The organism is Agromyces allii (genome assembly GCF_009749385.1).
Classification (GTDB): domain Bacteria; phylum Actinomycetota; class Actinomycetes; order Actinomycetales; family Microbacteriaceae; genus Agromyces; species Agromyces allii.
Genome location: NZ_WBIN01000005.1, coordinates 137736 through 161638 on the forward strand (window position 1 = coordinate 137736; position 23903 = coordinate 161638).

Annotated in this window: 21 protein-coding genes; 4 read left to right on the forward strand and 17 right to left on the reverse strand. The window is 70.6% G+C overall.

The features are described from left to right. Window positions 1-33 precede the first annotated feature (33 nt). Window positions 34-1338: an enolase C-terminal domain-like protein gene (locus GQR16_RS07940; RefSeq protein WP_157414625.1), complete on the reverse strand. Its 1305-nt coding sequence runs from the start codon at window positions 1336-1338 to the stop codon at window positions 34-36. Between the two features lie 245 nt (window positions 1339-1583). Between GQR16_RS07940 and GQR16_RS07945 the strand changes: the two genes are divergently transcribed. Beyond that, window positions 1584-2546: a fumarylacetoacetate hydrolase family protein gene (locus GQR16_RS07945; protein ID WP_246200639.1), complete on the forward strand. Its 963-nt coding sequence runs from the start codon at window positions 1584-1586 to the stop codon at window positions 2544-2546. 84 nt (window positions 2547-2630) lie between these two features. Here GQR16_RS07945 and GQR16_RS07950 read toward each other — a convergent pair whose 3' ends face one another. Beyond that, the gene (locus tag GQR16_RS07950; RefSeq protein ID WP_211373469.1) at window positions 2631-4097 is read right to left on the reverse strand and encodes an aspartate ammonia-lyase; all 1467 of its coding nucleotides are present in this window, start codon (window positions 4095-4097) and stop codon (window positions 2631-2633) included. Between the two features lie 154 nt (window positions 4098-4251). After that, window positions 4252-4569, reverse strand: a complete 318-nt coding sequence (locus tag GQR16_RS07955; protein ID WP_157414629.1) for a DUF4190 domain-containing protein — start codon at window positions 4567-4569, stop codon at window positions 4252-4254. 121 nt (window positions 4570-4690) lie between these two features. Between GQR16_RS07955 and GQR16_RS07960 the strand changes: the two genes are divergently transcribed. Beyond that, window positions 4691-6031: a uracil-xanthine permease family protein gene (locus GQR16_RS07960; RefSeq protein ID WP_157414630.1), complete on the forward strand. Its 1341-nt coding sequence runs from the start codon at window positions 4691-4693 to the stop codon at window positions 6029-6031. Window positions 6032-6105: 74 nt separating this feature from the next. Here the strand turns inward: GQR16_RS07960 and GQR16_RS07965 are convergent, their stop codons facing one another. The 8 genes from GQR16_RS07965 to GQR16_RS08000 form a co-directional block, all read right to left on the reverse strand. Further along, a complete protein-coding gene (locus GQR16_RS07965) occupies window positions 6106-7557 on the reverse strand; it encodes an NCS2 family permease (RefSeq protein WP_157414631.1) in 1452 nt (483 codons plus the stop codon). A gap of 103 nt (window positions 7558-7660) precedes the next feature. After that, on the reverse strand, window positions 7661-8005 hold the full coding sequence (locus GQR16_RS07970) for a peptidase (RefSeq protein WP_157414632.1): 345 nt from the start codon (window positions 8003-8005) through the stop codon (window positions 7661-7663). Continuing rightward, complete coding sequence (locus tag GQR16_RS07975) at window positions 8002-9180, reverse strand: inorganic phosphate transporter (protein WP_157414633.1); 1179 nt, start codon at window positions 9178-9180, stop codon at window positions 8002-8004. The genes GQR16_RS07970 and GQR16_RS07975 overlap by 4 nt, the downstream gene beginning before the upstream one ends. Before the next feature lie 103 nt (window positions 9181-9283). Further along, a complete protein-coding gene (locus tag GQR16_RS07980) occupies window positions 9284-9766 on the reverse strand; it encodes an 8-oxo-dGTP diphosphatase (protein WP_157414634.1) in 483 nt (160 codons plus the stop codon). A gap of 38 nt (window positions 9767-9804) precedes the next feature. Then, the gene (locus GQR16_RS07985) at window positions 9805-10836 is read right to left on the reverse strand and encodes a 6-phosphofructokinase (RefSeq protein WP_157414635.1); all 1032 of its coding nucleotides are present in this window, start codon (window positions 10834-10836) and stop codon (window positions 9805-9807) included. 312 nt (window positions 10837-11148) lie between these two features. Then, window positions 11149-13272: a DEAD/DEAH box helicase gene (locus GQR16_RS07990; RefSeq protein ID WP_157414636.1), complete on the reverse strand. Its 2124-nt coding sequence runs from the start codon at window positions 13270-13272 to the stop codon at window positions 11149-11151. Between the two features lie 322 nt (window positions 13273-13594). Then, the gene (locus tag GQR16_RS07995) at window positions 13595-14326 is read right to left on the reverse strand and encodes a ZIP family metal transporter (protein ID WP_157414637.1); all 732 of its coding nucleotides are present in this window, start codon (window positions 14324-14326) and stop codon (window positions 13595-13597) included. Window positions 14327-14330: 4 nt separating this feature from the next. Beyond that, window positions 14331-16250 carry a DUF2207 family protein gene (locus GQR16_RS08000; RefSeq protein ID WP_157414638.1) on the reverse strand — a complete coding sequence of 640 codons (1920 nt, stop codon included), beginning with the start codon at window positions 16248-16250 and terminating at the stop codon, window positions 14331-14333. 78 nt (window positions 16251-16328) lie between these two features. Between GQR16_RS08000 and GQR16_RS08005 the strand changes: the two genes are divergently transcribed. Then, on the forward strand, window positions 16329-16607 hold the full coding sequence (locus tag GQR16_RS08005; protein ID WP_157414639.1) for a metal-sensitive transcriptional regulator: 279 nt from the start codon (window positions 16329-16331) through the stop codon (window positions 16605-16607). After that, complete coding sequence (mmuM, locus tag GQR16_RS08010; protein ID WP_246200640.1) at window positions 16600-17511, forward strand: homocysteine S-methyltransferase; 912 nt, start codon at window positions 16600-16602, stop codon at window positions 17509-17511. Before GQR16_RS08005 ends, mmuM begins: the two co-directional genes overlap by 8 nt. A 10-nt stretch (window positions 17512-17521) precedes the next feature. On the opposite strand, the gene GQR16_RS08015 is transcribed toward mmuM, so the two are convergent. The 6 genes from GQR16_RS08015 to deoC all read right to left on the reverse strand — a co-directional run bounded on the left by GQR16_RS08015 (window position 17522) and on the right by deoC (window position 23890). Further along, a complete protein-coding gene (locus GQR16_RS08015; RefSeq protein ID WP_157414640.1) occupies window positions 17522-18565 on the reverse strand; it encodes a glycerophosphodiester phosphodiesterase in 1044 nt (347 codons plus the stop codon). Between the two features lie 121 nt (window positions 18566-18686). Next, entirely contained in the window at window positions 18687-20150 is a 1464-nt protein-coding gene (locus tag GQR16_RS08020; RefSeq protein WP_157414641.1) for an SDR family oxidoreductase, read from the reverse strand. Window positions 20151-20180: 30 nt separating this feature from the next. Continuing rightward, on the reverse strand, window positions 20181-20420 hold the full coding sequence (locus GQR16_RS08025; protein WP_067877909.1) for a hypothetical protein: 240 nt from the start codon (window positions 20418-20420) through the stop codon (window positions 20181-20183). Between the two features lie 8 nt (window positions 20421-20428). After that, complete coding sequence (locus tag GQR16_RS08030; RefSeq protein ID WP_157414642.1) at window positions 20429-21289, reverse strand: aldehyde dehydrogenase family protein; 861 nt, start codon at window positions 21287-21289, stop codon at window positions 20429-20431. Then, the gene (locus tag GQR16_RS08035) at window positions 21286-22869 is read right to left on the reverse strand and encodes an aldehyde dehydrogenase family protein (RefSeq protein ID WP_246200643.1); all 1584 of its coding nucleotides are present in this window, start codon (window positions 22867-22869) and stop codon (window positions 21286-21288) included. Before GQR16_RS08035 ends, GQR16_RS08030 begins: the two co-directional genes overlap by 4 nt. A 13-nt stretch (window positions 22870-22882) precedes the next feature. Continuing rightward, window positions 22883-23890 (reverse strand): deoxyribose-phosphate aldolase, encoded by a 1008-nt coding sequence (deoC, locus tag GQR16_RS08040; RefSeq protein WP_157414643.1) that lies wholly within the window; start codon window positions 23888-23890, stop codon window positions 22883-22885. Window positions 23891-23903 lie beyond the last annotated feature (13 nt).

Consider the following 23903-nt stretch of genomic DNA (forward strand, 5'->3'; position numbering starts at 1 on the left):
GGTCGAGCAGGGGCACGGATGTCTCGGCGGAAGTCATGCCGGCACCTCGCCGACGCGGATGCCGCGCCACGTGTACTCCTCGATCGACGCGCGGTGCATCTCGGTGCCGGCGCCAGGTGCCTCGGGCACCAGGTAGCGCCCGCGCTCGACGATGACGGGAGTCACGAAGTGCTCGTGCAGATGGTCGACGAACTCGACCATGCGGCCGTCCATCGTCCCCGAGACGGCGACGAAGTCGAACATCGAGAGGTGCTGCACGGCCTCGCAGAGGCCGACGCCGCCCGCATGCGGGCACACCGGCACGCCGAACTTCGCGGCGAGCAGCAGATTGGCGATGTTCTCGTTCACGCCGCCGACGCGGGTCGCGTCGATCTGCATGACGGCCATGCCGCCGGCCTGCAGCAGCTGCTTGAAGACGACGCGGTTGGCCACGTGCTCCCCGGTCGCGACGCGGACCGGTGCGACGCCGCGCGCGATGGCGGCGTGGCCGAGGATGTCGTCGGGACTCGTCGGCTCCTCGATCCACGCCACGTCGAACTCGGCGAGCGCCGTGACCCAGGCGATCGCGTCGGCGACGTCCCATCGCTGGTTGGCGTCGATGGCGATCGGGAACTCGGGGCCGACCGCGGCGCGGGCGATCGCGAGCCGACGGCGGTCGTCGGCCAGGTCGCTGCCGACCTTCAGCTTGATCTGCGGGAAGCCGTCGGCCACGGCCTCGCGGCAGAGCCGCTCGAGCTTCTCGTCGGAGTACCCGAGCCAGCCGGGGCTCGTCGTGTAGGCGGGGTACCCCACCGCGAGCAGTTCGGCCTCGCGGGCGGCCCGACCCGGTTCTGCGGCACGGAGGATCTCGAGCGCGTCATCACGGGTGAGCGCGTCGGAGAGGTAGCGGAAGTCGACCACGTCGACGAGCTGCTCGGGCGTCATGCGCGAGAGCAGCCGCCAGAGGGGCAGGCCGGCGCGCTTGGCCTTGAGGTCCCAGAGCGCGTCGATGGCCGCACCGATGGCCATGTGCATGACGCCCTTCTCGGGGCCGAGCCAGCGCAGCTGCGAGTCGTGCGCGAGCAGCCGCCATGTCGCGCCCATGTCGTCGAGGAGGGTGTCGACGTCCTGCCCGAGCAGGTGGCCGCGGAGCGCATCGAGTGCGGCGACCTGCACGTCGTTGCCCCGGCCGATCGTGAACACGAAGGCGTGCCCCTCGAGGCCGTCGCCCGCGTCGGTGGCGATCGTGAGATAGGCCGCCGAGTAGTCGGGATCGGGGTTCATCGCGTCCGACCCGTCGAGCTGGAGCGAGGTCGGGAAGCGGATGTCCGTGGTGTCAACGTTGACGATCGTGCTCATGAGGTCCTTTCGTGGGCTCAATGAGCATAAACATCCGATGTCTCTGACGTCAAGAGTTCTTCGAGGCCGATTATGTGTCGAAATCCTTCGAAACACCCAAGAGAGTTCGGATGTTCGCGGTGACCCGATCGGATGCAGCGAGCGCAGGGTCGCGGCCGTGCCACATCGACATCGTGTCGTCTGCTTCATCGGATCTTGTACATCTCGCACAGGTTCAGCCCGATTCGGCCCGTTAGCCTAGACAGGTGAGATTTGCGCACCTCAGAGTCGACGGCCAGACGATTCCCCGACTCGCGGTGGTCGACGGCGAGTCCGCGATCTTCCTCGACGAGATCATGCGGCGTGCGCCGCGCGATCTCCAGGACCTCATCGAGCAGGGGCCCGAGGGCCTCGCCCGGGTTCGCGCCGCCGTCGGCGAAGCAGACCCGTCCACGGCCGCGGGCACCGCTGACGACCCGCGGGGCCCATCGGTCGACGAGCTCGCCCCCGAGCCCGGCGCCGACGCACCCTCCGCCGGCGCGCTCCCCCGCCACCGAGTCGCCGATCTGCGGCACTCCTCGGCCGTGCTGCGTCCCGCGCAGGTCATCGCGATCGGCGCGAACTACGCGGCCCACGCCTCCGAGCTGAAGCTCCGCTCCGAGACCGCGATGACGATCTTCTCGCTGTGGCCGAACTCGCTGACCGCCCACGGCGCCACGACCACGTGGCCGGCCGACCTGACCCAGCAGGTCGACTACGAGGCCGAGCTCGGCGTCATCATCGGCCGACCGGCACGCGGCGTGCACACGCGCGACGCCCTCGACTACGTGTGGGGCTACACCGTCGTCAACGACATCACGGCCCGCGACATCCAGTTCAGCGAGGCGCAGTGGTCGCGCTGCAAGTCGTTCGACGGCTTCACCCCCACCGGCCCGGTCGTCGTCACGGCCGACGAGATCCCCGACCCGCAGAACCTGTGGCTCACGACCAACCTCGACGGCAGCATCATGCAGGACGCCTCGACCGCCGAGATGGTGCGCAGCGTCGCCGAGATCATCTCGTTGCTGTCGCGCTCGGCGACGATCCCCGCGGGCACGCTCATCTCGACGGGCAGCCCCGGCGGTGCGGGCTACTCTCGCAAGCCTCCGGTCTTCCTCCGCGACGGCTCGACGGTCACGGTGAGCGTCGAGGGCATCGGTTCGCTCACGACCCACTGCCGCGTCATCTGACCCGGAGGTCGAACCGGGCCCGACCACTGAACCGCGCCCGACCGGCGCACGCGGCGACCCCGCAGGGCCGCCGCGACGCGAACCTCACTCCGAGGGTTCGCCCTGCAATTCGATCACCGGGATCGCCTGCGTGATCGGGCCGATGCCCGACAGCTTCGCGGGCACGAGCTGCGCCTCGACGGCCTCGCGCGTCATGAGCCCGGCCTCGACCACGAGGTCGGCGACGGGTCGGCCGGTCGCGAGCGCGAGCTTCGCCAGTGCGGATGCCTCGCCGTACCCGATGAACGGGATGAGCGCCGTGATGACGCCCACGCTCGACGCGACCATGCCGGCGAGGCGCTCGGTGTTGGCCGTGATGCCGTCGACGCAGTTGACGCGCAGAGTCCAGCAGGCCTGGCGCATCCACGTGATCGACTGCAGCAGCGAGTGCGCGATGACCGGCTCGAAGGCGTTGAGCTGGAGCTGCCCGCTCTCGGCGGCCATGGTCACGGTGAGGTCGGCGCCCGCGATCGCGTAGGCGACCTGGCTCACGGCCTCGGGGATCACCGGGTTGACCTTGCCGGGCATGATCGAGGATCCGGCCTGCTTGGGCGGCAGGTTGATCTCGCCGAAGCCCGCCTGCGGGCCCGACGAGAGCAGGCGCAGGTCGTTGCAGATCTTCGAGAGCTTGATCGCGCTGCGCTTCAGCGCGCTCGAGAAGGTCATGAACACGCCCGTGTCGCTCGTCGCCTCGATGAGGTCGGGCGCGGTGACGAGCTGGTGCCCGGTGATGGTGCTGAGGTGGGCGACCGCTCGTCCGGCGTAGCCGGGGTCGGCGGTGATGCCGGTTCCGATGGCGGTGGCGCCCAGGTTGACCTCGCCGAGCAGCTTGATCGTCTCGCGGAGGCGTTCGAGGTCTTCGCCGAGCGTCGTCGCGAACCCGTGGAACTCCTGGCCGAGCGTCATTGGCACGGCATCCTGCAACTGGGTGCGGCCGACCTTCAGCACCTCGTGGAACTCGCGCCCCTTGGCGCTGAACGAGCGGCGCAGCAGCTCGAGCTCGTCGAGCATGGTCGTGAGCGAGTACGTCATCGCGACCTTGAGCGCGGTCGGGTACGTGTCGTTCGTCGACTGGCTGCGGTTCACGTCGTCGATGGGGTGCAGGATGTCGTAGCGCCCCTTGGCGTACCCCGCGAGTTCGAGCGCGACGTTCGCGATGACCTCGTTCGCGTTCATGTTCGTCGAGGTGCCCGCACCGCCCTGGATCACGCCGACGACGAACTGCTCGTGGTACGCGCCGTCGATGATGCGCTGACAGGCCTCGTCGATGTACGCGGCCTTCCGATCGTTCAGCACGCCGACGTCGTGGTTGGCGCGTGCCGCGGCCTGCTTGACGGCGGCGAGCGCGATCACGAGTTCGGGATAGACCGAGATCGGTCGCTTCGAGATCGGGAAGTTCTCGAGGGCCCGGAGCGTGTGCACGCCCCAGTAGGCCTCGGCGGGAACCTCGACCGTGCCGAGCGAGTCGGTCTCGGTTCGGGTAGCGGTTGGATTGTCTGACGACGTCGTCACGAACACCTCCGGGTCGGTTCGTGATCGAGCCTACCCGCGGCATCCCGACCGGATCCTGAGTGCGCCGTCGATCCCGATCGATCGTCCGGACGCGCCGATCGGCCGGTCGGATCGACCGGCCGCTCGGGCCGCAGCCGCTTGGCGGAGCGGCGGATCAGATGAACGCGAACGGCAGCATCACGAGGCCGAACACGAGCGCGCCGAGGGTGACGAGCACGGTGCCTGCGAGCATGACCGCGTTCAGCACGATGCCCCAGATGGCCATGGTGCGCGAGGCCGGCTCGCGCTTCAGCGCCATGACGCCGAGCACGAGGCCGACGGCGGGCACGAAGAACGTGAAGCTCGCGAAGATCGAGACGATGCCGAGCACGAGGCTCGAGATGCTGAAGCCGTTCGACTCCGTCGCGACGGCGGACGCCGAGGGAACCTGGCCGTACGAGGCCGGTGCGGTGGTCGTGGCAGTGGTGGTCATGGGAATGCTCCTGTTCGTGGTGTTGCTTCAACGCTACGAGCCGCGCCCGCTCCGAGATATGGGGCAAACCCCCCGATACGCTCTGAGGGATCCCCCAGGGGTCGCGATCGAACGGAGCGAGATGAACTTCACCTGGACCCTGCACGGCGACGGCAAGCACGTGCTGCCGGGGCAGGTGGTCGCCCCCGGCGAACGGCTCAGCTGGCCCCGCACGATCGGACTCGGCGCACAGCACGTGATCGCGATGTTCGGCGCGACCTTCCTCGTGCCGATCCTCACCGGGTTCCCGCCCGCGACGACCGTGTTCTTCTCCGGCATCGGCACGATCCTGTTCCTCGTCATCACGCAGAACAAGGTGCCGAGCTACCTCGGCTCGTCCTTCGCCTTCATCGCCCCGATCACGGCCGCACTGGCCGCCGAGAACGTCGCGGACCCCATGGGTGCGGCGCTCTTCGGCATCGTCGTCGTCGGTGTGCTGCTCGCGGCGATCGGCCTCATCGTGCAGTGGCTCGGCACCGGATGGATCGACGCGCTCATGCCGCCCGTCGTCGCCGGTGCGATCGTCGCGCTCATCGGCTTCAACCTCGCCCCCGCGGCCCGCGACAACTTCATGCAGGAGCCGCTCACCGCGTTCGTCACGCTCGCGGCGGTGATCATCTCGAGCGTGCTGTTCCGAGGCCTGCTCGGCCGCATGTCGATCCTCGTGGGCGTCGTGCTGGGCTACGTCGTCGCGGCGCTGCTCGGCCAGGTCGACTACGCACCGATCGAGGCGGCCGCATGGGTCGGCCTGCCGACCTTCCACCTGCCGTCGAACCCGTTCGCCGACGCCTCGATCTGGGGCTACCTGCCCGCGTTCCTGCCCGTCGTGCTCGTACTCGTCGCCGAGAACGTCGGCCACATCAAGGGCGTCGCGCAGATGACGGATGCCTCGATCAACCGCTCGACCGGTCGCGCGCTGTTCTCCGACGGGCTCGCGACGACCATCGCGGGGTTCTTCGGCGGCTCGGGCACGACCACGTACGGCGAGAACATCGGCGTGATGGCCGCGACGCGCGTGTACTCGACCGCGGCGTACTGGGTCGCGGGCGTCGTGGCGATCCTGCTCGGCCTCTCCCCCAAGTTCGGCGCCGTCATCAACACGATCCCGCCGGGCGTGCTCGGCGGCGTGACGACGGCGCTCTACGGCCTGATCGGCATCATCGGCGTGAAGATCTGGGTCGACAACAAGGTCGACTTCTCACGGCCCGTGAACCAGTTCACGGCCGCGACCGCGCTCATCATCGGCATCGCGGACTTCACGTTCGCGATCGGCGGGGTCTCGTTCAACGGCATCGCGCTCGGCACGATCGCGGCGATCGTGATCTTCCACCTGATGTCGGCCATCGGCCGGGCGCGCGGCACCGACGACGTGCGCGACACGTCGCACCCCGAGGGCACCGAAGGCGCCGACCGCGCCGGCTGACCGCGCCGGGCAGCACGAACGACGGATGCCCCGCGGCCGGCCGGCCGCGGGGCATCCGTCGTTCGAAGCGGTGCTCAGGCGCCGAAGAGCGCCTCGATCGGACCGCGCGCGAAGTAGAGCACGAAGCCTGCTGCGACGATCCAGAGCAGCGGGCTGATGGTCTTCGCCTTGCCCGACAGCGAACGCACGACGACCCAGGCGACGAAGCCCGCACCGATGCCGTTCGCGATCGAGTAGGTGAGCGGCATGATCACGACCGTGAGGAACACGGGCAGGAGCACCGAGAACTGGCTCAGGTCGAGGTCGCGGATCTGCGACATCATCATGGCACCGACGATGACCAGGGCCGCCGCGGCGACCTCGCTCGGCACGATCTGCGCGAGCGGCGTGAGGAACATCGCGAGCAGGAACAGCACGCCGGTGACGACGTTCGCGAAGCCCGTGCGGGCACCCTCGCCGATGCCGGAACCCGACTCGATGAAGACCGTGTTCGACGAGCCGGAGGTGAAGCCACCGGCGACCGCGCCGACGCCCTCGACGATGAGCGCGCTCTTCAGTCGCGGGAAGTTGCCCTTCGCGTCGGCCAGGCCGGCCTCCTTCGACAGGCCCGTCATCGTGCCCATGGCGTCGAAGAAGTTCGTGAAGACGAGCGTGAAGACGAGCATGATGACCGTCAGGAAGCCGACCTTGCTGAAGTCGAAGCTCACGTCGCCGACGAGGCTGAGGTCGGGCACCGCGAACAGGCTGCCGTTCAGCGCGGGAACCGAGAGGCCCCAGCCGCCGTCGTTGTCGACGCTCGAGCCGAGGTGCCAGATCGCCTCGATGACGACCGCGAGCACCGTGCCGGTGACGAGGCCGATGAGGAGCGCGCCCTTGACCTTGCGGGCGACGAGCACGCCGGTCAGCAGCAGCGTGACGATGAAGACGAGCGTGGGCACGGTCGCGATCGAGCCGCCGATGCCGAGCCCGACGGGCGGGGAGTTCTGGCCGGTCGCCGTCACGAGGCCCGCGTCGACGAAGCCGATGAACGCGATGAAGAGGCCGATGCCGACCGTGATCGCGATCTTGAGCTCGTACGGCACGGCGTCGAAGATCAGTCGCCGCAGGCCGGTGGCGGCGAGCAGCACGATGATGAGGCCGTTGATGACCACGAGGCCCATCGCCTCGGGCCAGGTGACCTGGCCGACGACGCTGAACGCGAGGAACGAGTTGATGCCGAGGCCGGCGGCGAAGGCGAACGGCAGGCGGGCGACGAGGCCGAAGAGGATCGTCATCACGCCGGCGGTGAGGGCGGTCACCGCCGCGACGGCCGGGAAGGCGAGGTTGTTGCCCGCGACATCGGTGCCGGCCGACAGGATGATCGGGTTGAGGACGACGATGTACGCCATCGTGATGAACGTCACCAGGCCGCCGCGCACCTCGGTGCCGACGGTCGAACCGCGTTCGGTGATCTGGAAGAAGCGGTCGAATGCGCCGACGGGCTTCGCGCCCTCGGGGCGGGTGGCGGGGGCTGTTTCAGTGGTCATCCGGGAACCTTCGATGAGGGACGGGCGCATTCGGGTGCGCCCGACGGTTGGACTGGCGGGAATTGAGTTATAGCAGGAGCGAGCGGCCCGGCAGAAGGGCTGGTCAGCTGAAGATCTTGAAGAGGTGCTCGCCGATGATGAGATAGACGCCGACGAGCACGGCGATGGCGCTCAGGGCGAAGCTCGCATAGGCGCCGACGAGCGCGAGGCGCTTCTGGCCGTCGGTGAGCGGGCTCTTGCGAGCGGCCTTGGCGGCCTGCTTCTCGGCTTTGCGGATCTCAGCGGGGGTCACGATGGTGATGGCGTCGGTGAACTCGGCCGGGGTGACGACCGGCGTGCGCCCCGAGATCGTCAGCAGTCGGATGCCGAGGGAGTACGCCGAGACCACGACGCATGCGCCGACGAGCGCCGACACGAGCACGAGCACGAATGCGAACCAGTCGATCACTTGGACACCTTGCCCTTCGGCTTGGGGTTGCGCTTGATCTTCACCGCGCGACCGGAGTCGGCGACCTCGCTCGTGACGTTCGAGGCCGAGACCTCGCTGCGCTGGGAGAGCATGAAGATGCCGATGATCACGCCGGCGCCCACGACGGCGTCGAGGATGACGCCGACCGGGCCGAGCAGCGCGATGGCCGCGGCGATCGCGCCGACGGCGCCTGCGGCGGGCAGGGTCAGCAGCCAGCCGATGCCGATGCGGCCCGCGGTGCGCCAGCGCACCTTGGAGCCCCGGCGGCCGAGGCCGGAGCCGATCACCGATCCCGAGGCGACCTGGGTGGTCGAGAGCGCGAAGCCGACGTGGCTCGACGCGAGGATCGTCGCGGCGGTCGCGGTCTCAGCGGCGAAGCCCTGCGCGGGCTTGACGTCGGTGAGCCCGGTGCCGAGGGTGCGGATGATGCGCCATCCGCCCATGTAGGTGCCGAGGGCGATCGCGATCGCACACGTGACGATGACCCACGTCTGCACCTCGCTGCCCGAGGACTGCAGGCCCGCGGCGACGAGCGTGAGCGTGATGACGCCCATGGTCTTCTGCGCGTCGTTGGTGCCGTGCGCGAGCGCGACGAGCGACGACGAGAAGATCTGCGCGAACCGGAAGCCCGAGCGGCCGTCGGGCTTGCCGTCGTAGCGGCGGGTGATCGCGTAGGCGAGCTTCGTCGCCAGGTAGGCGATGAGGCCGGCGGTGAGCGGCGCGAGGATCGCGGGCAGGATGACCTTCGAGACGACCACCGCGAAGTCGACGGCGCCGAGGCCGGCGCCCACGATCGCGGCGCCGATGAGGCCGCCGAAGAGGGCGTGGCTCGACGACGAGGGCAGGCCGAGCAGCCACGTCACCATGTTCCAGACGACGGCGCCGATGAGGCCCGCGAAGATGAGCTGGGGCGTGATCAGCACGCCCCCGTCGCCCTCTTTGATGATGCCGCCCGAGATGGTCTTGGCCACCTCGGTCGAGAGGAACGCGCCGACGAGGTTGAGGATCGCGGCGAGGGCGACCGCCACCTTGGGCCGCAGGGCACCGGTCGCGATGGGCGTGGCCATCGCGTTCGCAGTGTCGTGGAAGCCGTTGGTGAAGTCGAAGAACAGGGCCAGTGCGATGACCAGCACGACGATGAGGGTGAGATCCACCGGCGTCTTTCTTGGATCGGACTTTGGATCGGTGTCGAAGAATCACCGGATGAACGTGGCAGACGCCGACAACGTTGAACAGACGGCGAACGCCGGGTAAATCCTACGCGACGCCGTTGCGCTCCTCTACCACGCTCGCGAGGTCGGCACCGAAGACGAACGTGCGGCGGACCGTGCCCCCGTCGAGCACCCCGGGCAGCCAGAACCGGGCGTCGTCCCACATGCGCGCGTAGGGCACCGCGTCGAGCGCGAACCACTCGGGCTCGAGCTCGTCGGATGCCGCGGGCTCGCCGCTCCAGCGACGCGCCACGAACACGCTGGACTCCTGGCTCCATGCCTCGCGGTGCGGGAACAGGTAGGTCAGGAGGCCGCGCGGCTCGAGGTCGGACGCCGCGACGCGGATGCCCGTCTCTTCGAGCACCTCGCGCGCCGCGGCATCCGTCGCCGACTCCCCCGGCTCGAGCTTGCCGCCGGGGCCGACGAGATTGCCGACGCCGAGGCCGTGGCGCTTGCGGCCCAGCAGCACCTCGGTGCGGCCGTCGTGCTCGCGCAGCAGGTAGCAGACGCAGACCTGTGGCAGCGGCATCCGTTCGCCTCGATTCGCCTCGACCGGACCCGGACGGCTCAGCCGAAGAGGATCTTCGCCTCGTCGTAGCGCGACTGGGGCACCTGGTTGAGCGATCCGACGGCGTCGGCGATCGACACCGTCTCGATGTCGGTGCCCCGGAGGGTGACCATGGAACCCCAGGCGCCGTCGTAGACCGCGTCGACCGCGGCCATGCCGAGGCGCGTCGCGAGCACGCGGTCGAACGCGGTCGGCTCGCCGCCGCGCTGGATGTGGCCGAGCACCGTCGCACGCGACTCGATGCCCGTGCGTTCCTCGATCATGGGGGCGATGAGCTCGGCGATGCCGCCGAGGCGGGGGCGGTTGAATGCGTCGAGGCCCTTGTGCGAGTGCGCCTCCTCCATGCCCTCGAACTTGAAGCCCTCGGCGACGACGACGAGCGGCGCACGGCCGCGGTCGCGCACCGACTCGACCCACTCGGTGATCTGCTCGATGGTCTGCGGCTGCTCGGGGATGAGGATCGCGTGCGCGCCGCCGGCCATGCCGGAGTGCAGGGCGATCCAGCCGACGTGGCGGCCCATGACCTCGAGCACCATGCAGCGGCCGTGCGAGTCGGCGGTGGTGCGCAGGCGGTCGATCGCCTCGGTCGCGATCTGCACGGCCGTGTCGAAGCCGAACGAGTAGTCGGTGGCCGCGAGGTCGTTGTCGATGGTCTTCGGCACGCCGATGACCTTGATGCCGCCTTCGTCCCACAGGCGACGAGCGGCCGTGAGGGTGCCCTCGCCGCCGATCGCCATGATGGCGTCGATGCCGTTGCGGTCGAGCATCTCCTGGATCTTCTCGGGACCGCCGCCCTCGCCCTCGAACGGGTTGGTGCGGCTGGAGCCCAGGATGGTGCCGCCCTGCTTGGCGAGGCCGCGCACGTCGTGACGCACGATCGGCACGAGGTCTTCTTCGACGACGCCGCGCCAGCCGTTGCGGAACCCGACGAACTCGGTGTCGTACGAGATGACGCCCTTCAACACGGAGCCGCGGATCACCGCGTTCAGTCCGGGGCAATCGCCGCCCGAGGTGAGGATTCCGATCTTCATGACGCCTGGGACTCCTTGGTATTGGGAAAACGTCGCTGGAGCCGCTTCATCGGGGCACGACGTTCGGAAGTCTAGCGAACCTCGACTCTCCGAACGCGGCTGAACGGCCTTCGCGAGGCAAGGTCGCCAAGATCCGCAAGGTTCTCGCCACACTGCCTCGCGCGAGCCGCGGATCGCCCGGCCGAGCCGGTGGCTGATCCGTCGATCCCCGCCCCTTCGGCTCGGGCGAGGGGCGAGGATCGACGGATGACGGATGGACCGGTCGAAGGCAGTGCGCGGACCCGGTGTCGTCGCCCGGGCGGCCTCGTGCGCCTACAGCGCCCCGTCGAGCGCGGCGCGCAGGAGGTGCTGCAGCGCGTCGAGCTGCACCGAGTCGGCCGAGCCGGGCTCGACGTCCTGCCCGTCGAGCGCGCGGGCGGCGAGGCCCTGCTTGGAGTCGATGAGCTCGGCGATGCGCGCGTCGATCGTGTGCGCGGCGATGATGCGCCACGCGGTGACCGGCTCGTCCTGGCCGATGCGGTGCACGCGGTCGATCGCCTGCGTCTGCTCCGCTGCGGTCCAGCTGAGCTCGGCGAGCACGACGTTCGACGCGGCCTGGAGGTTGACGCCGACGCCGGCGGCCGTGAGCGAGCAGACCGCGACCGCGACATCCGGGTCGTTGTTGAACGCGTCGATGGCCGCCTGGCGCTGCAGCGCGGTCTGGTCGCCGCGGAGCGACACGGTGCGCAGGTCGCGCGCGGCGAGCGCGGACTCGGCCTGGTCCATGACGTCGATGTGCTTGGCGAAGAAGACGACCTTGCCGACCGAGCGGGCGAGCTGGGCGGCGTAGTCGGCCGCGAGACCGGCCTTGGCCTGGCCGATGCGGCGCACCATCGTGAAGACGTTCTCGCCCGACTTCGCGGACTTCGACTCCTCGAGCTCGGCGCTCGCGACGGCGCGGATGTACTGGTCGCGCTGGTCGTCGTCGAGGTCGCCGACGCGCAGGTTGCGGGCCTCGACGAGCGCGCGGAACCGACCGACGAGGCGGTTGCCGAGTTCGCGCTCGGCGGCGCGCACCGAACGGCCGAGCTCGTCGTCGAGTTCGACGGGCAGGTCGGCGATGCGCTTGGCGGGCAGGTCGGCCGCGACGTCGACCTTGCGGCGACGCACGATGCCGAGGTCGATGACCGTGCGGCGTGCGGCGGCGTAGAAGCCGGCCTCGGCGGGCGTGAGCCCGTTCTCCTCGAGCAGGCCGAGCAGGCGCGGCGACGGCTTGTCGCCCTCGATCCAGCCGAGGAACTGCCAGATCGCGCGGAAGTCGTCGACGTCGTTGATGAGCGGCGTGCCAGTGAGGGCGAGGAGCAGCGGGTCGCCGCCGGGCGTCGCGCGACGGATGCGCTCGGCGAGGGCGAGCACGTTCTTGGAGCGCTGCGACTGCAGGTTCTTGATGAAGTGCGCCTCGTCGACGACCATGCCGCGGAACCCGAGGGTCGACAGCCAGGCCATGTGCCGGTCGAGCACGTCGTAGTTGACGACGACCACGTCGGCGAAGGCGTCGAGCGTGTCGCCGTCGCCGTGGATGACGGTCGCGCGACGGTGCGGGGTCCAGCGTTCGACCTCGCGCGCCCAGTTCATCTTGACGACGTTGGGCACGACCGCGAGGAGGGGGTACGCGTCGGAGACGGATGCCGCGAGCACCGACTGCGCGGTCTTGCCGAGTCCGGGCTCGTCGGCGAGCAGGAACGTGCGGTGGCCCTCGCGGGCGGCTTCGATGAAGCGCGCCTGGTGCTTCATGAGCTCGAGGCCGCGCGGCGCGAGCCGGTCGAGCTTGGGGGCCTCGGGAAGTTCCATGGTGGCGGCCTGGCCGCCGGAGCCCTGCTCGAACGCCTTGAACAGCGGGCCGAGCAGCTCCCAGTTCGCGAGCCGGCGCACGGGCGCGGGGGGCGGAGGAGGCGTCGAGAGGTCGGGCGCGAGGAACGGGTTCGCGAGCTGTCGCGACTTCACCGAGGCGGGGATCACCTGGTTCTCGGCGAGCACGGGCTTGGCCTCGGCCTCGCGCGTGATGATGAGCTCGTCGGGGCTGAGCTCTGCGCCCGACTCGAGCAGCCAGTCACGACGGAACCGCTGGGCGACCGTCGAGATCGAGGCATCCGGTTCGAGCAGGGTGATGAGGCTCGTGTCGCGCGCCGCGGTCTTCGCGAGGATCTGCGCGATGCCGTCGAGGCGCTTCAACAGCTCGGGGCGCGAGCTGTCGGGCACGTCGGGGTCGGACTTGACGCGCGCACGCTCCTCGCGCATGAGGAGCGCGATGACCTGGAACTTGGTGCGGTTCGTCGGCCCGAGCTTGCCCTTCTGGGCCTTCTGCTCGACCTCGCGCACCTTGCGCGCGAGGATCGGGATGATGGGTGCGTCGTCGTCGCGTGAACGCGTTCGCTGACGCTGCCTCGTCTGGGCCATGATCCTCCGGGGTATCGGGGCTCGTCTCTGGGCGCCTGCCCGTCACCGATCTCGGCGGCCGGCACCGCTCGGCGCATCGACGGATGCGGCCGGGTGCGGAACGGGCGAACCCCTGCTCGAGCGAAGACTGCTCGAGGAGGAACACTGCTGGAGGTTGAACGCTGTTCGAGATGAACGTTGTTCGAATCGAACACTGTTCGAGCAGCATGCGGGCGGGGCTCGCATGGTCGAACGAAGAACGGGTTCGCCTGGGCGCAGGTTCCATTCTAGCCGCAGAGGGCCGGATGCCGCGAAAACACGCGCAGAAGCGCTCGAGTCGTGCTCAGCCGGCGACGTGCACGGCGTAGCTGAGCAGGAACCCCGAGGTCGCGAGCAGGCCCGTGTACGCGTGCGTCGTGCGGAACGCCTCGGGGATCATCGTGTCGCAGATCATGGCGAGGATCGCCCCTGCGGCGAGCGCCGTGATGAACGCCGTCGTGCCGCCGTTCGCGCCGTCGAGCAGCACGAAGCCGAGCAGGGAGGCGAGCCCGCTCGCGAGCGCGATGCCGGTCCAGAGGAGGAACACGTAGCGGGCCGATCGCCCTTCGTCCTTGAGCGCGGCGGTGCTCGAGAGCCCCTCGGGCACGTTGGAGATGACGATGGCCACGAGCACGGGCACGCTGACGCCCTGGCCGCCGACCATGCTGAGCCCGAGCACCGCCGATTCGGGGATGCCGTCGAGCAGGGCGCCAAGCGCGATGCCGATGCCCGTTCCGGAGTTCTCGCCCGTGCCGCGCCGATTGCGCTGGTCGAGCCGGTCGAGCAGGTTGTTCGCGAGCACGTAGACGATCGCGCCGACCGCGAAGCCGCCGACGGTCGGCCAGAACCCGCCCTCGTCCTGCGCCTCGAGCACGAGGTCGAACGCGAGGGCGGAGATGAGCACGCCCGAGCCGAACGCCATGACGGAGGCGACGATCGTGGTCGGCACCTTGACCGTCCACGCGATCACCGCGCCGACGAGCAGCGCGGCGCCCGCGCCGAGTCCGGCCAGGGCCGCCCAGAACCAGTCCCCCATGAGATCAGACCCCGCCGCCGCCGCCACCGCCGCCGCCGCCGCCCGACGACCCGCCGCCGCCGGAGCCCGACGACGACGAACTCGACGACGAACCCGACCACGACGTGGTCGACACCGACGTGAACGCGGCCACGGCGACCGAGAATCGGGCCGCATCGAACGCAGAGGTGCCGGCGTACCAGCCCGGCTCCTGTCCGTTCACCTCGTAGAGGTCGGCGAGTTCGCGCAGCCACTGCTTCTCGAGGCCGAACAGCGCCGCGTACGGCAGCAGCCGTTCGGTCAGGCGCAGCACCTCGGCGGGGTCGGCCGCGGTCGGGGTGACGGATGCCGCGGCATCCGCCCCACCGTACGGCGACGCCTGACCCGGCTGGACGCCCTCGCGCACCGGGTCGCGGAGCGCCCCGCTCGGGCTCTGCAGCATGCGGATGCGATCGGCCTCGGCGAGCCGGATGAACAGGCGCAGGCCCTCGAGGTGATCGCGCAGGCGTCGTCCCTCGGCGGTGAGCGGCCGCACCCCGGCGACGGTGACGATCGCGGCCATGGCCGAGAGGCCGCCGACGAACAGTGCGAGGAAGGGCCATCCGCCGCCCATGACCGTCTCGAGCGCGATGACGGCGCCGATGAAGGCGATCACCGCCGAGATGATCGCGACGGCCGCGATGGCGATGCGGCCGCCGATCGCCGGTCGTCGTCGCAGCCCCGAGGTCGCGGCGCGCGCGGCGACGGCCTTGCGGATCGCGAGCAGGCGCTGGCCGAGCGCCGTCGACTTCGAGTCCAGCGCGCGCTCCTGGCCGACGGTCGGGTAGTCGCTGAAGAGCGCCCGCACGACGGACTGGGCGTCGAGGTCGCCGAGCGGTCCGCCCATGAACTGCACCGAGTACTTCTTGCCGCCCCGGTCGAGGATGCGCACCTCGCGGGCGACGGCGCGTTCGAGGATCGTCGCGGTGACCCCGCGCGACGACTGGTCGACGAGGTCGGCGGCCATGAGCGCGCTGACCCCCTCGGGCGGCTCGTACTGCGCGATGATCGTGCCGCGCGGCGCGCTGCGCCAGCTCGTCAGCCGCAGGACGAGCGCGAGCACGAACATCGCGAACGCGATGACGGCGAACACTGCGGAGGTCACCGCCGCTGGCGACGACGTGAACGCCTCGTCGCGCGGCACGAACGTGCCCGGCTCGAACGCGGCGGCGATCGTCAGGTTCTCGTAGGGGCCGATCGCGTTCGCCTGCGCGACGAGCAGCGGCTGCTCGGAGGTCTCCCCGAGCTGCAGCGTCTCGCACGGCGTTCCCGAGCCCGATCCGCCGCGGTAGCACGCGGCCTGCCCGGTGAACGCGGCGCCGAGCGCCTCGTCGACCCGCAGTTCGGCGCGCACGACCCCGAAGGGCTGCGCCCAGCCCGTGCCGTTGACGTCCCAGTAGAACTCGTCGAGCTGGGCGTCGTCGGGCTGCAGGGTCACGTTGTGCTGCCGGTACGTGATGACGTAGGTCTGCTCGCCGTGCACGTACGCATCGCCGGCGATCGTCACGAGCAGGAACTCGTCGTCGTCGTCGGTCTCGGTGCTGAACGCACGCGGCTGGCCCGCGGCGTCCGTCACCGACTGCACCTGGATGTCGACCGGGTGGCCGTTGTAGTCGAGCGGGATCGCCCGCCGGATGCCGCGGTTCTGGTCGTACTCGGGAAAGAGCGCGACGAGCGTCTCGGTCGTGTCGAGCACGGAACGGCCGCCCTCGTCGCGGCCGAGCACGTAGACCGCGTCGAAGGACGCGAAGGTGAAGTCGTCGACGCCCGCGGGCACGACGGTCACCGGCGAGGTTCCGGATGCCGCGGCCGGCGCGGGTGCGGCCGTTGCCGCCACGGCGGGTGCGACCGCGACGAGCAGCGCGAACAGCGCGGCCGCCGCACCGCGCAGGAGTCTGGTCGCCATGCGCCAACGCTAGCGCCTCCTGGCGGATCGGGAGAGGTACCCCCGGGGGTACCTTCGATGCGGGATTACGATGGAGGGGTGATCGAGGACATCAAGAAGCGCGCCCTGCACCGCACGAAGATCATCGAGGGCCAGCTGCGCGGCATCGAGAAGATGATCGAGAACGAGGACTACTGCGTCGACATCATCACGCTCTCGCTCGCGGTGCAGAAGTCACTCGGCTCGCTCAACAAGCTCCTCGTCGAGAACCACCTGCGCACGCACGTGACCGAGATGTACGAGGCCGGCGGCGACCAGCGCGAGGCCGCGGTCGCCGAGCTGATCCGCATCTTCGAGCTGTCGAACAACCGTGGGTGACGGCCGCGACTCCCCCGCCGATGCACTGCTGAGCGCGCTCGCGAGCCGCCCGCTGGTCGTCGACGGCGGTCTCGGCACGCTGCTCACCGATCGAGGGGCGGATGTCGCGGCGCCGCTCTGGAGCGCGCAGACGCTGATCGAGCAGCCCGATGCGATCCTCGCCGCGCACCGCGACTACTTCGCCGCCGGCGCCGACGTCGCCGTCACGGCGTCGTACCAGGTCTCCGCGACGGGATTCGCGTCGGCCGGGCGCGACGCCCGCGAGGCCGGGCGCATGCTCGCCCGAAGCGTCGAGCTCGCCGCCCGTGCCCGTGATGAGGCCGGTCGCGGCTGGGTGGCCGCCTCGGTCGGGCCCTACGGCGCCTCGCTCGCCGACGGCTCCGAGTACCGCGGCGACGACGGCCTGAGCGTCGCCGAACTGCGCGCCTGGCACCACGACCGGCTCCGCCTGCTCGCCGACTCGGGCGCCGACCTCGTCGCCGTCGAGACGATCCCGTCGCTCCGCGAGGTCGAGGCGCTCGTGCTCGAGCTCGAGGGCGTCGGAATCTGCGCCTGGATCGCCGTCACGCCCGACGGCGAGCGCCTGCGCACCGGCGAGCCGCTCGCCGACGCGTTCGGGCTCGCCGCGGCATCCGCCCAGGTGATCGCCGTGGGGGTCAACTGCTGCCCGCCCGAGCAGGTGCTCGGCGCCGTCGAGATCGCCCGCTCGGTGACCGAGAAGCCGGTCGTCGCCTACCCGAACAGCGGCGAGACGTGGGATGCGGTCGGGCGCACGTGGCACGGCACGCCCGGCTTCGACGCCGAGCTCGTTCGCGCCTGGCGCGACGCGGGCGCCGGCCTCATCGGCGGATGCTGCCGCACCGGGCCCGCCGACATCGCGGCGATCGCCGCCGCGCTCGCCTGACCGGCTGCCGCTAGGTCCCCGGCGCCGTCACCGCCAGCCACTCGTCGAGCTCGCTCGGCTCGTCGGTGATGATGCCGTCGACGCCGAGCGCGCCGACCTCCTCCCACTTCTCGTGCGAGTTCAGCGTGTAGCAGAGCACCGCGATCTCGGCCGCGTGCAGCGCCTCGAGCGCCTGCGGCTGCGCGACCACCGATTTCGCGGTCGTGCCGAAGCCGACGAGGCCGAGCCGCTGCGCGAGCGGCACCGGATCGGCGGGCAGTTCGCGGATCAGCATGATGCGCGGTGTCGACGGCGCCACCCGCTGCAGGGCGAAGAGCGTCTCGAGGCTGAAGCTCTGCAGCACCACGCGCCCGCGGAGTCCGTGGCGTTCGATGCGATCCACGACCGTGCGCGCCTCGTCGGCCGTCCAGTCGGCCTTCAGTTCGACGAGCGCTCGGGCGTCGGGCCGCTCGGCGAGGGCGGAGAGGAACTCGTCGAGCGTCGGCATCCGCTCGCCCGCGAACTCGTCTCCGTACCAGGCGCCCACGTCGAGCTTGCGGAGGGCCGCCTCGTCGAGGTCGCCGACCGAGCGGTGATCGCCCGTGATGCGCTCGAGGTCGGTGTCGTGGAAGAGCATGGGCACGCCGTCGCGGCTGAGCTGCACGTCGGTCTCGACGTAGGCGAGCCGGTCCATGGCGAGCTCGAGCGACGTCATGGTGTTCTCGGGAGCCGAGGCCCGGTCGCCGCGGTGCCCGACGATGAAGGCGGGCTCCCCTGGGGCTCGGAGCGCACCGAACACGTCACGGGCCGTCGCGCTCGTCGGGATGCCGGTGACGATCAGCATCACCGAGACGCTCGCGACGCCCACCGCGCCGAGGAGCACGCGCACCGACCGGCGGGGCGGATGGGCGAGCCGGTGCAGGATGCGTGCGCTCGGGCGCCTGCGCCGCTGGGCGCTCGGCGGCGTGCTCGTCGTGGGGTTCTGACGGGTGTCCTGCCGGGGTGCGTCCGGGGCGTTCGGGGCGTCCGGGAGCAGCGCGATCGTCGGGGCGATCGCACGGATGGTGCGAGTCACGGGTTCGGGCCTTTCCACCGTTCGCGCGGCGTTGCGCGGCGGTGCCCGTCACTCTAGCAAAGAGCGTTACCGTTTCGTTACCTTTTCTTCACCGCGATTTCGATGCACCGCGGATGCCGCATCACGCGCGTTCCTCGGCCTCGGCCTCGGCCGTGATGCGGTTCGCCATGCCCGAGAAGATGACGCCGTGGAACGGGAGGATGCCCCACCAGTACAACCGCCCCGCCAGACCCTTGGGGAAGAACACGGCGCGTTGCCGGTAGCGCGAGCCCCCGGGCGCCTCCGACGCCGACAACTCGAGCCAGGCCCGACCCGGAACCCGCATCTCGGCTCGGAGGCGCAGGAAGGCGCCCCGCTCGATGGCCTCGACCCGCCAGAAGTCGACCGCATCGCCGACGTGCAGCGTGTCGGGGTCGAGGCGCCCCCGACGCAGGCCGACCCCTCCCGTGAGCTTGTCGATCCACCCGCGCAGCGCCCACGCGAGCGGGAACGAGTACCAGCCGTTCTCGCCGCCGACGCCCTCGATGACGCGCCACAAGGCACCGGGCGTCGCCCGCGACATCCGCTCGCGCTCGTCGACGTAGACCGTGTGCCCCGACCACTCGGGGTCGCTCGGCAGCGGATCGCTCGGCGCACCCGCGACCTCGGCGTTGCGCCAGCTCGTCTCGACCTCTCCGGCGCGCTCGCGATCGAGCGCGAGCCGCACGGCGGTGCGGTACGGCAGCAGCCCCTCGGCCGGCGGCGGGATCACGGCGTCGATGTCGTGGTCGTGCATCACGCAGTCGAACTGCAACGACTCGATGATGGGCACCGCGAGTCGGCGCGGGATCGGCGTGACGAGGTTCACCCACTGGCCCGCGAGCCAGGGCGTCAGCACGGGCAGCGCGGCGATCGGCCGCTGCGGCAGGCCGGCCTCGACTGCGTAGCCGTTCATGAGCTGGCCGTAGCGGTGGATGTCGGGTCCGCCGATGTCGAACGCCCGGTTCACGTCGGACGGAACGTCGATCGCTGCGATGAGGTAGTGCAGCACGTCGCGCACCGCGATCGGCTGGATGAAGCTGCGCACCCATCGCGGCGCCGGCATGTACGGCAGCACCTCGGTGAGATGGCGGATCATCTCGAACGAGGTCGATCCCGAGCCGATCACGACGCCCGCCTGCAGCACGATCGTCGGCACGCCCGAACCGAGCAGCACCTCGCCGACGGCCGCCCGCGACCTGAGGTGCCGCGACAGCGGCCGGCCCTCCGGGTGCAGCCCCCCGAGGTACACGATGCGACGCACGCCGTGGCGGAACGCGGCATCGCCCACGGTGCGCGCGATCTCGAGCTCGGTCGCCTCGAAGTCGCCCTTCGCGCCCATCGAGTGCACCAGGTAGTAGACGGCCTCGACGCCCTCCATCGCCGCGTCGACCGCATGCGCATCGGCGAGGTCGCCCGCGACGACCTCGGCCGAAGCCGCCCACGGCACGTCGCGCAGACGCTCGGGCCGCCGCACGAGCACGCGCACCTGGTGTCCGGCGGCGAGCAGGCGCGGCACGAGCCGGCCGCCGATGTACCCGGTCGCACCCGTCACGAGGATTCGCACGTCGCCCCCTCGCGTCGAGACGAGCGACGGTCAGCCGCGCTCGTTGCCCCGACGATAGTTGCCGCTCGCCCTCGCCAACAGGTGCTGCACCCGTGAATCGTCTGCACGTTGCAGTGCGTCGATCAGGCGTGCGGCGTCACCGCCGCCCACCGTCATCACGGGCCGGCCGCCGCGATACACGATCACGCCGCCGCGGCCCGTGAGCCGGTAGTCGAACGGGTCCGACTCGAGCCGGCCCCGTTCGTCGGAAGCCCCGTTGCGACCGGACACGGGAATCGCTACTTCATGCTCTTCGTGTGCCAGACCGTCTTCGTCTCGGTGAACGCCGCGATGCGGCCGAGCGCCGGCGCCGCGGCATCGGGACCCTGCTCGGGGCGCAGCACGCGCTTCAGCGTGTCGGCCGCGGCGAACTCGAGGTCGATCCAGTCGAGGTCGCCCGCGCCGACGAGGTCGAGCGCGTTGACGTCGGCGTGACTCGCGAGCCACGGGGCGATCTCGGCGGGCGAGCCCGTGAGCACGTTGACGACGCCCTTGGGCACATCGCTCGTGGCGAGCACCTCGGCGAGGCTGATCGCCGAGAGCGGGAACCGCTCGCTCGCGATGACCACGACCGAGTTGCCCGCGACGAGCGCCGGAGCGACCGCGGAGACGAACCCGAGCAGCGACGAGTCCTGCGGCGCGACGATCGCGACGACACCGGTGGGCTCGGGTACCGAGATGTTGAAGTAGGGGCCCGCGACGGGGTTCGCATTGCCCGCGACCTGGGCGAACTTATCGGCCCAGCCGGCGTACCAGACCCAGCGGTCGATCGCCTCGTCGACCTGGGCGGATGCCGCGGCGCGCGTCACGCCCTCGGCCTCCTCGATCTCGGCGACGAACTGGGCACGACGGCCTTCGAGCAGCTCGGCGATGCGGTAGAGCACCTGCCCGCGGTTGTAGGCCGTCGCGCCGGCCCAGCCGCCCACCGCGGATCGCGCGGCGACGACCGCGTCGCGGGCGTCCTTGCGGGAGCCCTTCGCGGCGTTCGCGAGGAACGCGCCGGTGGCCGAACGCACCTCATAGGTGCGCCCCGACTCGCTGCGCGGGAACGCGCCGCCGATGTAGAGCTTGTAGGTCTTCGGCACGGCGAGGCGGCTCATCGCTTCGATCCCTTCGTGGTGGCCTTGGGCGTTCGTGGCGCGCGCGTGCGGCGCGGCTTCGGCTCGGCGGCGGCTGCGGCATCGGAGCCGGCCGCCTCGACCGCGGCGCGCGACGAGCGCGTGATCGCGGCCTGGCCGCCGACGGGGGCCGGCGCGAGGTACGCAGCGAGGCCGTGCCGGCCGCCCTCGCGTCCGTAGCCGGACTCCTTGTAGCCGCCGAACGGCGACGCCGGGTCGAACCGGTTGAAGGTGTTCGCCCAGATCACGCCGGCGCGCAGCTGGTCGGCGACCGCGAGGATGCGGCTGCCCTTGTCGCTCCAGATGCCGGCCGAGAGGCCGTAGGGCGTGTTGTTCGCCTTGGCGATCGCCTCGGCGGGTGTGCGGAACGTGAGCACCGAGAGCACCGGGCCGAAGATCTCGTCGCGCGCGATGCGGCTCGAGGTCTGCACGCCCGTGAAGATCGTGGGTGCGAACCAGAAGCCGTTCTCGGGGATCTCGCACGGCGCGGTCCAACGCTCTGCGCCCTCGGCCTCGCCGATGTCGGAGAGTTCGCGGATGCGGTCGAGCTGCTCGCGCGAGTTGATGGCGCCGATGTCGGTGTTCTTGTCGAGCGGGTCGCCGAGGCGCAGCGTCGACAGGCGGTTCTTCAGCCGGTCGACGACCTCGTCGTGGATGTTCTCCTGCACGAGCAGCCGCGAACCGGCGCAGCACACGTGCCCCTGGTTGAAGAAGATGCCGTTCACGATGCCCTCGATCGCCTGATCGATGGGGGCGTCGTCGAACACGATGTTCGCGGCCTTGCCGCCGAGCTCGAGCGTGACCTTCTTGTCGGTGCCCGCGACCTGACGTGCGATGGCCCGGCCGACGCCGGTCGAACCCGTGAAGGCGACCTTGTCGACGCCCTCGTGGGCGACGAGCGCGGCACCCGTGTCGCCGGCGCCCGTGATGATGTTCACGACACCCGCGGGCAGGTCGGCCTGCTGGAGGATCTCGGCGAAGATGAGCGCCGTGAGCGGCGTGGTCTCGGCCGGCTTCAGCACGACCGTGTTGCCGGCCGCGAGGGCGGGTGCGATCTTCCACGCGAGCATGAGCAGCGGGAAGTTCCACGGGATGACCTGGGCCGCGACGCCGAGCGAGCGGGGGTTCGCGCCGAGGCCCGCGTGGTCGAGCTTGTCGGCCCATCCCGCGTAGTAGAAGAACCAGGCGGCCACGAGGGGCACGTCGACGTCGCGCGACTCCTTGATCGGCTTGCCGTTGTCGAGCGACTCGGCGACGGCGAGCTCGCGGGCGCGCTCCTGCACGAGTCGTGCGATGCGGAACAGGTACTTGCCGCGGTCGCGGCCGCTCATGCGCGACCAGGTGCGGTCGTAGGCGCGACGGGCGGCGGCGACGGCGAGGTCGACGTCGGCCTCGTTCGCGTTCGCGATCGTCGCGATGCGCGCCTCGGTGGCGGGCGAGATGGTCTGGAACGGCGTGCCGCGGCCGTCGACGAACTCGCCGTCGATGAAGAGGCCGTACTGGTCGCGCAGGTTCAGGACCGACGTCGACTCAGGGGCGGGTGCGTATTCGAGGAAGCTCATGCTGGTGCTCGTCTCAGTCGATCGTGACGTAGTCGGGGCCGGAGTAGTGCGACGTGCTCAGCTTCTGACGCTGCAGCAGCACGTCGTTCAGCAGGCTCGAGGCGCCGAAGCGGAACAGGTGCGGCTGCAGCCAGTCTTCGCCGACGGTCTCGGCGACCGTCACGAGGTACTTGATCGCGTCTTTCGACGTGCGGATGCCGCCCGCGGGCTTCACCCCGATGCGCTGGCCGGTCGCCAGGTGCCAGTCGCGGACCACCTCGAGCATGAGGAGGGTCACGGGCAGGGTCGCCGCCGACGGCACCTTGCCGGTGGAGGTCTTGATGAAGTCGCCGCCCGCGAGGATCGAGAGCCACGACGCGCGACGCACGTTGTCGTAGGTCACGAGCTCGCCGGTCTCGAGGATCACCTTGAGGCTCGCGCTCGTGCCGTCGGGCCGACGGCAGGCCTCCTTCACGGCCGCGATCTGGTCGAAGACCAGGCCGTAGCGGCCCGAGAGGAACGCACCGCGGTCGATGACCATGTCGATCTCGTCGGCTCCGGCGGCGACGGCCTCGGCCGTGTCGGCGAGCTTGATCTCGAGCGAGGCGCGGCCGCTCGGGAACGCCGTGGCCACGGCCGCGACCGAGATGAGCCCGTCGTCGGGGTCGCCGTGCGCGGCGCCGAGCGCGTCGACCGCGTAGGGCACCATGTCGCCGTAGACACAGACGGCCGCGACGCGCGGCGTCGTGGGGTCGGCGGGGTCGGGCGTGATCGCCTTCGCGACGAGCGAGCGCACCTTGCCGGGCGTGTCGGCGCCCTCGAGCGTGGTGAGGTCGATGAGCTCGATGATGCGGTCGAGCGCCCACTGCTTCGACGTGGTCTTGATGCTGCGCGTGCCGAGGCCGGCGGCGCGCTGCTCGAGGCCGACCGCGTCGACGCCCGGGATGCCGTGCAGGTACCTGCGCAGCGTCGCGTCGTCGGGTTCGCCGCCGAGCACGGCGAGTGCGCGCTCCCTGGCGGTGATGAGGGATGTGCCTGTCATGGTGAGGACCTGG

Excerpts from the sequence above, each read along its gene's own strand:
- GQR16_RS08035 (WP_246200643.1), bottom strand. The coding sequence starts at position 22,869 with ATGAGCTTCCTCGAATACGCACCCGCCCCTGAGTCGACGTCGGTCCTG.
- GQR16_RS07940 (WP_157414625.1), bottom strand. The coding sequence starts at position 1,338 with ATGAGCACGATCGTCAACGTTGACACCACGGACATCCGCTTCCCGACC.
- GQR16_RS07985 (WP_157414635.1), bottom strand. The coding sequence starts at position 10,836 with ATGAAGATCGGAATCCTCACCTCGGGCGGCGATTGCCCCGGACTGAAC.
- GQR16_RS07955 (WP_157414629.1), bottom strand. The coding sequence starts at position 4,569 with ATGACCACCACTGCCACGACCACCGCACCGGCCTCGTACGGCCAGGTT.
- GQR16_RS07990 (WP_157414636.1), bottom strand. The coding sequence starts at position 13,272 with ATGGCCCAGACGAGGCAGCGTCAGCGAACGCGTTCACGCGACGACGAC.
- GQR16_RS08000 (WP_157414638.1), bottom strand. The coding sequence starts at position 16,250 with ATGGCGACCAGACTCCTGCGCGGTGCGGCGGCCGCGCTGTTCGCGCTG.
- GQR16_RS07965 (WP_157414631.1), bottom strand. The coding sequence starts at position 7,557 with ATGACCACTGAAACAGCCCCCGCCACCCGCCCCGAGGGCGCGAAGCCC.
- GQR16_RS07960 (WP_157414630.1), top strand. The coding sequence starts at position 4,691 with ATGAACTTCACCTGGACCCTGCACGGCGACGGCAAGCACGTGCTGCCG.
- GQR16_RS08030 (WP_157414642.1), bottom strand. The coding sequence starts at position 21,289 with ATGAGCCGCCTCGCCGTGCCGAAGACCTACAAGCTCTACATCGGCGGC.
- deoC (WP_157414643.1), bottom strand. The coding sequence starts at position 23,890 with ATGACAGGCACATCCCTCATCACCGCCAGGGAGCGCGCACTCGCCGTG.
- GQR16_RS07980 (WP_157414634.1), bottom strand. The coding sequence starts at position 9,766 with ATGCCGCTGCCACAGGTCTGCGTCTGCTACCTGCTGCGCGAGCACGAC.
- GQR16_RS07995 (WP_157414637.1), bottom strand. The coding sequence starts at position 14,326 with ATGGGGGACTGGTTCTGGGCGGCCCTGGCCGGACTCGGCGCGGGCGCC.